General features: G+C 72.2%; 1 protein-coding gene. It reads left to right on the plus strand.

The window, feature by feature from the left end:
* Positions 1-237 (plus strand): AMP-binding enzyme (locus HMPREF3014_RS15290; protein ID WP_141765469.1); only part of this gene is annotated, 237 nt, incomplete at both ends.

Raw genomic sequence — 237 nt, forward strand, 5'->3', positions numbered from 1 at the left:
CTGGGCGAGATCGAGGCGCGCCTGCTGGAGCATCCGCGGGTGCGCGAGGCGGCGGTGCTGGCGGTGGACGGCAGGCAGTTGGTCGGCTACGTGGTGCTGGAGAGCGAGGGCGGCGACTGGCGCGAAGCGCTGGCCGCGCACCTGGCGACAAGCCTGCCGGAATACATGGTGCCGGCGCAGTGGCTGGCGCTGGAGCGGATGCCGCTGAGTCCGAACGGCAAGCTGGATCGCAAGGCG

Origin of the sequence: Pseudomonas sp. HMSC065H01, assembly GCF_001815235.1 — a bacterium.
GTDB classification, from domain to species: Bacteria; Pseudomonadota; Gammaproteobacteria; order Pseudomonadales; family Pseudomonadaceae; genus Pseudomonas; species Pseudomonas aeruginosa.